The organism is Dialister sp. CAG:357 (assembly GCF_000435155.1).
GTDB classification, from domain to species: domain Bacteria; phylum Bacillota; class Negativicutes; order Veillonellales; family Dialisteraceae; genus Dialister; species Dialister hominis.
Map to the genome: position 1 here is coordinate 1 of NZ_FR896354.1, position 8,453 is coordinate 8,453.

Here is an 8,453-nt window from a genome sequence, read left to right on the forward strand (position 1 = left end):
GCCGTATCGTTTCTTGACAACAGGACTGCGCTCGTACGCGTCATAACGTTTGTCCATTAATTTTTGGTGCTGCTCGCAGTACCGGTTCACGGTCAGCTCCCTGCAGCCGGGGTAGGCGCACGGCTTTTTGGGTTTCCAAGGCAAAGCACTCATCTCCAGACATAGCAAAAGCCTTCAAGGGATTGCTCCCACGAAGGCTTTTCACATTCTTTCATGCTATTAGTATACCATGTAGAGCAGACAAATGCGTCCGCGATTTTGGACATCAGGTCTTCCCAAATAAAAGCAAGGCAAGGTTCTCATCTCCAGACATAGCAAAAGCCTCCAATGGATTGCTCCCTCGAAGGCTTCTCACATTTTTTCATGCTATTAGTATACCACGTCGAACAGATACATGCGTCCGCTACATTACTCATGTGGCTAAAATAATTGGGAATGACTGCCCAAACGATATAGCAGAAGAACAAGTACATCATCTTTGGTTTCATAAATGAGAAGCCAATCTGGATCAATATGGCATTCCCGGCAACCTTTGTATGTTCCACCTAAATCATGGTCTCTATATTTTTCATCCAATTGTTTTCCTTGGGCCAATTGCTCAATGACAGAGAACAGCACATCTATATCTTTGTTCTGCTTCTTTGCCAATTTCAAATCTTTCTTAAATTGAGTGGTGAATTTTACTTCGTACTTCATTTTTCAAGGGCCACACGCAAATCTGTCATATTGGTATACCCTTTTACTTTTTTATCAATGGCGATTCGTTTGCCTTCTTCAATGGCAGATCTAGTTGTTGCATTAGGAACGTCAAGAGTGAGACGGAAGGGAATGCCATTTTCTCGTATCGTTGTTTTTAAGAATATGTTTACCGCCGTCGTCATATTCATTCCCAGAGCATTGAATATTTTCTCAGCCTGATTTTTGACTTCCTTATCCGTCCGGATATTCAAATTTGTATTTACCATATTCAACACCTCCATTTCTGTCTTGAATATAGCATTATTCTTGGCTGATGTCAACACAATGTCAATATAATAAACACATAGCAAAAGCCTCCAAAGGATTTGCTCCCTCGAAGGCTTCTCTCACACTTTCATGCTATTAGTATAACACGTCAAATGGATAAATGCGTCCGCGATTTTGGACATCATGTCTTCCCAAATAAAAGAATAGCAAACTTAGCTAATGCACGATTCTTCCTTTTGTAGGCAGACGACCGCTCGATGTGGAAATGATCAGCGATGGCATAGACGGCACTCGTCTGTGCATCCTCGTCGGCATAAAAAGTTTGCAGCACGTATTGCTCGTCGCTGCTCAGCTTTTCCCATGCAGGCTGGAACCATGCCATGTACTCGACAGCCTGCCGGTACCGTTCTTTCAGAATGTCGATGTCTGCCAGACCGGAGATGATATGATCTTCTACGGCATGCGGGTTGCTGGAGTGCGGCATCCCATCGAAACCGGACGGATGCAGGCTGGTCATGGCAGCATATGCCTGCTTGATATCCTCGCTGGTATTTTCGATGATGAACTGCATGCTGCCGTAATCCCGGATGGCATCAATGGCGCCGCTTCGTTTATTCAGATACTTCCAGATAACACTCATAGGCTGCCTCCTTGCAAGCTGGCCCGGACTGCCTCAATCAGTGCAGCCTGGGTTTTGTTTTTTTCTTTCAATGATTTCATAATGGTTTCATCTATGGTTCCGGCAGTCAGAATGTGATGAATGACGACCGTATCCGTTTGTCCTTGCCGCCAGAGTCTGGCATTCGTTTGTTGGTATAATTCCAAGCTCCAGGTTAGTCCAAACCAGACGAGAGTGGATCCGCCTTGTTGCAGGTTTAGACCATGTCCGGCAGAGGCGGGGTGGAGAATAGCAACAGGAATAACACCAGCGTTCCAATCTGTTATATCTTGTGAAGTCTTGATTTCTCGTACCGTAAACCGTTGCTGAATCCGTATCAGATCATGCTTGAACCAGTATGCAATCAATACGGGTTTGCCATTGGCACCTTCAAGAATGTCCTCCAGGGCATCGAGTTTTCGGTCATGAATGGGAATGATTCGTTTTTCCTCATCGTAGACGGCACCGTTTGCCATCTGGCATAGCTTGTTCGATAGGGCAGCCGCATTTACGGCATCAATTTCTTTCCCATCTAGTGAAAGCACAAGCTGGGAACACATGGTGTCATACATGTTTCGTTCTGGCTTTGATAACTGTACATGGATTTCATTTCGTACTAATGCTGGCATGGTCAGATACTCCTTGCTTTTCATGGAAATGGTGATGTCTGCAATACGTCGATAGATTTCTTCTTCCGCACCGGGTTTTGGCTTGTAAGAAAAGATCATCTGTTGGTTCCGTTTATCTGGTTGGAAAAATTCACTCCGGTAATGGGTGATAAAACGACCAAGTCGCTGTCCCATATCCAACAGGCGAAACTCTGCCCATAGATCCATCAGGCCATTTGAAGAAGGCGTACCTGTCAGTCCTACGATGCGTTTTACCTTGGGACGAACTTTTAACAAGCTCCGAAACCGTTTTGCTTGATATGATTTAAATGAAGAAAGCTCATCGATTACCAGCATGTCGTAATGAAAGGGGATGCCGGAATCTTTTATCAACCAAGGCACATTCTCACGATTGATAATATGGATATTGACCTGCTGCAAGAGTGCGGTTTTTCGTTCCGTAGCCGTACCAATAGCAACGGTATACGTTAAGTCATGCAGATGGTCCCATTTCTGAATTTCCGCTGGCCAAGTATCTCGTGCTACACGTAGGGGTGCAATCACCAATACGCGATGGACGTCAAAACTGTCATAGATTAATTGCTCTATAGCGGTTAAGGTAATGACGCTTTTTCCCAATCCCATATCCAGTAAAATGGCAGCCGTTGGATTTTTTAGGATGAAGTTTGTGGCATAGGTTTGATAATTATGGGGCTTGTATTGCATCCAGTATTCCTCCTATCTGCGTACTATTGTCGATGCAGTATACCGGAAAGCCAAGTGCTTCTAACTGGCGCTTCCGATGTACCTGCAGCGGTCGCATTTTCTTTCCGGGTGCTTTAAGCTCCACAAAGGCAATGCGTCCATTGGGCAGCAGCACCAATCTATCCGGCATCCCGTCATATCCGGGGGAGACGAATTTGGGACAGATGCCGTCTTTATGTTTTACGGCCTGTACAAGCTGCTGTTCGATTATTTTTTCTCGCATGATTTCCTCCGTCAGAGTGTTTAGTATCGACTTTTCATCAAGATGTGTGACACCCCCGACACCTGGTTACTATAACTTCCTATAGGGGTTAATTTTTAAGGGCCTATAGAGACTTTAGGGTAGGAGGTGTCGGAGGTGTCACGCTTTAGTTTAAAATGGCTTTTTCTGTCAGCCGTATTCCGCGAACAAACCGGCCTTGGCGATTTCTGAACCGTACGATTCCGGCTTGTTCAATGGCAGTATAAAAATCGGCAGAATTTCGCACATAATCACCGGTAACATTACAAAAGTTTCGATACGCAGTATAAAAATCACCGGATTTTTCCTGATAGGCTTTACCAAGCTCACAGCACTCATCCAGGAAATGGCCGAGCCAGTCGTTGTTTTCACGATACGAGCCGATGGCTTCCCGCACACAAGCTGGTGTGGTAAGCTGAAAATTTTTTTGAATGATCTTCTGTGCCCCTTCAATGATCCAAGTCAGGACATACTCGCCTGCATTTTTCAGCAGGTAGTCTGCATAATTTTTGATATCGTTGTTTCCTTCAATGCGAGCGTTAAAGAGTATCACAATGAGCCTGCGCCAGGTACCGGGATCGTTGGCACCGACGCGGGGTAGGTGATTGGTATAGAGCACCAGGGTATGGCTGGGAATAAACTGGAAGGGATCTTTATATTTCTTTTCTGCAAAGACCGCATCCGTTGAGCATAATTGCTTGATGATGGAGGTGTTGAGCCGCATACCTTCATCAAGCTCGGCGGCAATAAGCAGCCGTTTCCCTTTAGCCTCGGCCATTTCCGGTTTTACATTCCGGCGGCAGCCGACAGTTAATGTATCTGCTGATATGTTGCCGCTATAGGTGCCAAGTACTCGGGAGATAACATTCCAGAAGGTGGATTTCCCATTACGACCTTCACCGTAAGCGATGATCAGCGCTTCTACGTATACTTTTCCGATAGCAGCCAGTCCCACGATTTGCTGGACATACTCAATAAGCTCTGCATCTTTGCAAAAGAAGGTATTGATAGCAGAACGCCACAAATTTTTTCCATTGTCACCGGGCGAAACCTCTGTTACCTTGGTGATTTTATCTGTTGCTGTTGACGGATGTATGCCACATAATCCATCGGGCAGATAATATGTGCCTAGTGGGGTGTTCAGTAAGAATTCATTATTGTCGAGCTCTGTCGGTTTACATTGCAGCATGGGTTTTGCCGCCTGCAGGCAGGAGTTTAAATACTTGGTATCGCGACGCTTAATGACGAACGTTTTATATTCCTTTGCGATCGCATATTGGGTAAAGGCTGCCAGTTGTGCTGCATCGAACAGCTTCTTTGCCTTAGCTGCACCGGAGCCGACTAACACATCAGAACCACCGGATTGCTTTAGCTTTTGCCAAGCAACATGTTCCGCAGTTTCCGCCTCTTGTAGCTGCCTGTCGGTTAATTCCTGCACGACAGCAAGTGCCTGTTCGTCAGATTCGTTCCAACATATCCCGTCATAATGTAAAAAGTCGGTAGCCGTTGTAAATTGGAGCGTATCGGCATATTCTCGAGCCACCTCTGCATACCGGGTGAACGGCTATAGCAATGAGCCTTTTAACGCCTTGCTCAGGGCGATTTGCAAGAAATGAATAAGCTGTTGCATCGCTGTAAAATAATTTGCGATGACAAATATAAGATTGAACATCGTGCGAAAATGTGATATAATAATTTATCATCGGTTTCATGTCGGACGGTTCATCTCTCTCCTGTTATCTTGAGTATACGGGAAACGGCATTTTTCACCGCTCCCGAGAGTACACGACTTGACCGTACATGTACGCATGGAAGGAGGGGTCTCTATTGGCAGATACTGAATTCAAAATCTTCGCGAAACGGCTTTCGACGAAGTATCGGCGGAACAGGAAAGTTGAGGCTTTTGCCAAAGAATTATTTGAAAAGATCTATTTGCCAGAATCTGAAGACGATCCCGTTGATGAAACCCTGCCACGGACTTACAAGGCCTATTACTACGGGCAGAATGATATATCGGAACTTGCCTCCAAGATTTCCGGTTCTCTTGATACCGGGAATTTTGCTGAATACATTCAGACGGATTCCGATGACACGATTGAGTATCTTTGTGATTCGTTCAGACCGTGGTTTCCGGATATTGACAGCAGCAATTACTGCGCGTGTATAGCAGAGCGGTTCAAGGACATCATCGACCATGCGGCTGCGCCAAAAACAAAAGACACCACTCTTGCAGCAACAAGCGGCGGTGTCCCTGCCATTCAAATGGCGACATTGAAAGAAAAATACGGCATAGGCCTTGTGGCCGAAACCAGAAGCGTATGCCCAAATGACGGATGTCAGAAATCACTGTTTACATACCGCGACGGACATACCGAGCTGATCTATGACGTCGCAGTTATTGATCCAAGCAATTCTTCCAATGAGCAATCCAATCTAATCGCGCTTTGCCCGGAATGCGCGGCAAAGTACGCTGCTCTTAAGACTCCTGATGATATTGCCCGAATGACGAAAATAAAAGAAGCGCTTGTCAATGCTCATGATGATCAGGAGATCAGAGCCGATCAGCATGTGCAGGAAGGCGTCAGGCGTGTGATAGAAAAGATTCCGTTCATCAAGCCGCCTACAGATATCGACCTGAATTATGATCCGGTTCCGGTCAGGCAGAAAATCAGTGATTTTGCACTGTATCTTCGTATCAAGACAGACGTGAATGTCTACTTCAAAGCTTGGCGTTTCGACACATGTCTCGAAGAAATTTCTGGATGAGACCGTCCGGCTGCGCAGCAGGATCAATTTCCTGAGGACGCAGAATGAAGGATACGATGAATCCCAGAAGCTTGCCAATGAGACTAAAGACGCCAAGACCCGCATGGAGGACGCCAGAAAGAGCCAGCTGGATACTGTTCAGACCATAATCAATCAGGAAATGGTTCGGATGAACGATTTTATATACGACGGGAAACAGTATGCTCCTGAGATCAAATTTTCAGATGCAAAGAATGGAAATCCGAAGTACACCTTCGGCTGTGATTGGAATTCCGGCACAGGAGAAAATTATAAGAATCTCATCATTTTTGACCTGAGCGTATTCAAGACCACTGCGCTTCCGTTTATCGTTCATGACTCCCTGATCTTCAAGAACATAGCTGACCTGCCCATTGACAAGATTATGCAGCTCTATATGAACAGCGGAAAGCAGGTCTTCATATCGTTCGATAAGCATAAGGCGTTTACGGAATATACAGCAAAGACAGTCTATGATACCCGCGTGATCGAACTTCATAGCGACGGCGGTGAGCTGTTCGGATGGTCATGGGCTAAGAAGACAGAAAACGAATCAGGCGAAGTGCCGTCAGAGGATGACGAGAAATAAACTGATGGGGGTGCGTATGCGTATCAGTTACAGACCCTTATGGGTAATACTTGCAGAACGGGAAATGTCAAAGAAGGATCTGCGGGAATTAAGCGGAATCAGCACAGCTTCCCTTGCGAAGCTCGGCAAAGGCGAAAACTTGACGACCGATGTGCTTTTGAAGATCTGCGAAGCATTGAACTGCAATATCAATGAAATTGTAGAAACGGTTCCGGATGATGATGAAAAGGGAGCCGCCAATAAACCGGAGGAAAAGAAGAATGCCGCAAAGTACAAACAAGGCACTCAAAGAAGCCAGTCCATATAATGCCGCGATTACGCGGGAACAATTTTTGTTTTATGAAATGCGTACTACGGCAAAGCTCGTAAACGACGGGCTTGATAAGGATGCCGTGGTTGAACATATTGTGGCGGAGAATTTGTTTCAGTATCCGACGGAAAAGTCTGTCCGGAAGATGGCGCTTGCCTGCATCCGGAGGCTTGAAGCAATGGAGGATGATTCGCTTGTTACGGCCATTGCGACACAGCCGAGTGACGTGGCAAAGCAGATATGCCTGTATGCCATGATGCGGCAGTACCGTCTGGTATGGGATTTCATGCTGACGGTCATCGGGGAGAAATACCAGAAGCTCGACAGCTCATTCGGCAGAGTGGATCTGAATACATTCTTCATGCGGCTGCAGGAGCAGGATGACTGGGTGGCCACATGGAGTGATTCCACTATTACGAAGGTCCGGCAGGTGCTGACGAAAACACTCGTAGAGAATGAATATCTGGACAGCACAAAGGCGGATCATCTGAATCCGGTGCTGATCAGCCCGGTACTTGAAAATGCAATTAGGAACGATGGGATGACGGAGGCTCTGTCTGCTTTCAACTGCCTGTCGTAGGAGGAAACATGGAAGGAAATATAGATGAGCGCCTGGACAGGGTGCGTGAACTCCTGAAGAACCCGGATTTTCTGGAAGGAAACGGGCTGTCCAACGAAGTGAATATCAGGATGTTCTGCTATGAGGCAAAGGACGAAATGCGTGTCCGTCACTTCGTAGAACAGATTCTGACAGATCAGACGCTGCCGTGTCATCTGAAAGAAAACAACTTATATGAAATCTTTCTGCGGTGCTGCGAGGATAAACGTATTCTCTCCCGCATGGCAGATCAGGAGAAAAAACGCGGAAAAGATCAGCTTCAGAAGATGATTGAAAAATCCATCACCGTGCAGGCATATGTGGACAAGATCTGTGGCCGGGCTCCGGAAAAGGGAGATGTCTTACTTCTGACAGGAGTCGGCGACGTTTTCCCGTTCATGCGGATTCACATGCTACTGGAAGCCTTGCAACCACGAGTCGGAGGCGTTCCGATTCTTGTGATGTATCCGGGAACATTCGATGGAAGACACGTGAAGCTGTTTGACAGACTTAAGCCGAACCCTTATTACAGGGCGTTCAACGTAATATAGGAGGAACCGCCAGATGAAAATTCAGGACATGTTTGTCGATGACATCAACCGAAAGATAAATGGTGTCATCAAGGTGGATCAGGAAGACAATTCAACAGAACAGGAGCTGAACGAGTACGTTATTACCCGTGAATTGAAGCGGCACTTCATTACATTTTTCAATTACTATGACGATGCTTTCGATGCGCCGACATCGGATATCGGCGTCTGGATTTCCGGCTTCTTTGGAAGTGGTAAATCTCACTTCCTGAAAATGCTTTCCTATATTCTGGAAAACAGAACCATCAATGGGATTCCTACGGTCGAGCGGTTCCGTAAGAAGTTCGCGGATGATCCGGCTACCTTCATGCTGATCGATAAGGCGACGAAGGCACCGACGGAGA

At 46.2% G+C, this 8,453-nt stretch carries 13 protein-coding genes; 6 read left to right on the forward strand and 7 right to left on the reverse strand.

Annotation, left to right across the window (positions count from 1 at the left end; genetic code table 11):
- From M3200_RS09530 to M3200_RS00660, 7 genes are all read right to left on the reverse strand, one after another.
- Positions 1-153 (reverse strand): DUF8602 domain-containing protein (locus M3200_RS09530; RefSeq protein WP_502685329.1); only part of this gene is annotated, 153 nt, incomplete at its 3' end.
- 267 nt (positions 154-420) lie between these two features.
- Entirely contained in the window at positions 421-696 is a 276-nt protein-coding gene (locus M3200_RS00635; RefSeq protein ID WP_022381609.1) for a type II toxin-antitoxin system YafQ family toxin, read from the reverse strand.
- Positions 693-965 carry a type II toxin-antitoxin system RelB/DinJ family antitoxin gene (locus M3200_RS00640; protein ID WP_022381610.1) on the reverse strand — a complete coding sequence of 91 codons (273 nt, stop codon included), beginning with the start codon at positions 963-965 and terminating at the stop codon, positions 693-695. Before M3200_RS00640 ends, M3200_RS00635 begins: the two co-directional genes overlap by 4 nt.
- 182 nt (positions 966-1,147) lie before the next feature.
- Positions 1,148-1,606, reverse strand: a complete 459-nt coding sequence (locus M3200_RS00645; RefSeq protein WP_022381611.1) for an ArpU family phage packaging/lysis transcriptional regulator — start codon at positions 1,604-1,606, stop codon at positions 1,148-1,150.
- Positions 1,603-2,958: an SNF2-related protein gene (locus M3200_RS00650; protein ID WP_022381612.1), complete on the reverse strand. Its 1,356-nt coding sequence runs from the start codon at positions 2,956-2,958 to the stop codon at positions 1,603-1,605. Before M3200_RS00650 ends, M3200_RS00645 begins: the two co-directional genes overlap by 4 nt.
- Complete coding sequence (locus tag M3200_RS00655; protein ID WP_022381613.1) at positions 2,939-3,220, reverse strand: VRR-NUC domain-containing protein; 282 nt, start codon at positions 3,218-3,220, stop codon at positions 2,939-2,941. The genes M3200_RS00650 and M3200_RS00655 overlap by 20 nt, the downstream gene beginning before the upstream one ends.
- Before the next feature lie 145 nt (positions 3,221-3,365).
- Complete coding sequence (locus M3200_RS00660; protein ID WP_288178059.1) at positions 3,366-4,781, reverse strand: DNA primase family protein; 1,416 nt, start codon at positions 4,779-4,781, stop codon at positions 3,366-3,368.
- A gap of 284 nt (positions 4,782-5,065) precedes the next feature.
- Between M3200_RS00660 and M3200_RS00665 the strand changes: the two genes are divergently transcribed.
- The 6 genes from M3200_RS00665 to M3200_RS00690 all read left to right on the forward strand — a co-directional run.
- Positions 5,066-6,004, forward strand: a complete 939-nt coding sequence (locus M3200_RS00665) for an ABC-three component system protein (RefSeq protein ID WP_022381615.1) — start codon at positions 5,066-5,068, stop codon at positions 6,002-6,004.
- The gene (locus tag M3200_RS00670; protein ID WP_022381616.1) at positions 5,949-6,611 is read left to right on the forward strand and encodes a DUF2326 domain-containing protein; all 663 of its coding nucleotides are present in this window, start codon (positions 5,949-5,951) and stop codon (positions 6,609-6,611) included. Before M3200_RS00665 ends, M3200_RS00670 begins: the two co-directional genes overlap by 56 nt.
- A 16-nt stretch (positions 6,612-6,627) precedes the next feature.
- Positions 6,628-6,918, forward strand: coding sequence for a helix-turn-helix domain-containing protein (locus M3200_RS00675; protein WP_022381617.1), 291 nt, complete (start codon positions 6,628-6,630; stop codon positions 6,916-6,918).
- Entirely contained in the window at positions 6,872-7,501 is a 630-nt protein-coding gene (locus M3200_RS00680) for a DUF1819 family protein (RefSeq protein WP_022381618.1), read from the forward strand. Before M3200_RS00675 ends, M3200_RS00680 begins: the two co-directional genes overlap by 47 nt.
- Before the next feature lie 8 nt (positions 7,502-7,509).
- Positions 7,510-8,070 (forward strand): DUF1788 domain-containing protein, encoded by a 561-nt coding sequence (locus M3200_RS00685; protein ID WP_022381619.1) that lies wholly within the window; start codon positions 7,510-7,512, stop codon positions 8,068-8,070.
- Between the two features lie 13 nt (positions 8,071-8,083).
- Positions 8,084-8,453 (forward strand): DUF6079 family protein (locus tag M3200_RS00690; protein ID WP_288178060.1); only part of this gene is annotated, 370 nt, incomplete at its 3' end.

What these genes read in the sequence shown, in the direction of transcription:
- M3200_RS00635 (WP_022381609.1), bottom strand. Translation starts at nt 696, where the DNA reads ATGAAGTACGAAGTAAAATTCACCACTCAATTTAAGAAAGATTTGAAA.
- M3200_RS00640 (WP_022381610.1), bottom strand. Translation starts at nt 965, where the DNA reads ATGGTAAATACAAATTTGAATATCCGGACGGATAAGGAAGTCAAAAAT.
- M3200_RS00645 (WP_022381611.1), bottom strand. Translation starts at nt 1,606, where the DNA reads ATGAGTGTTATCTGGAAGTATCTGAATAAACGAAGCGGCGCCATTGAT.
- M3200_RS00650 (WP_022381612.1), bottom strand. Translation starts at nt 2,958, where the DNA reads ATGCAATACAAGCCCCATAATTATCAAACCTATGCCACAAACTTCATC.
- M3200_RS00655 (WP_022381613.1), bottom strand. Translation starts at nt 3,220, where the DNA reads ATGCGAGAAAAAATAATCGAACAGCAGCTTGTACAGGCCGTAAAACAT.
- M3200_RS00670 (WP_022381616.1), top strand. Translation starts at nt 5,949, where the DNA reads ATGTCTACTTCAAAGCTTGGCGTTTCGACACATGTCTCGAAGAAATTT.
- M3200_RS00675 (WP_022381617.1), top strand. Translation starts at nt 6,628, where the DNA reads ATGCGTATCAGTTACAGACCCTTATGGGTAATACTTGCAGAACGGGAA.
- M3200_RS00680 (WP_022381618.1), top strand. Translation starts at nt 6,872, where the DNA reads ATGCCGCAAAGTACAAACAAGGCACTCAAAGAAGCCAGTCCATATAAT.
- M3200_RS00685 (WP_022381619.1), top strand. Translation starts at nt 7,510, where the DNA reads ATGGAAGGAAATATAGATGAGCGCCTGGACAGGGTGCGTGAACTCCTG.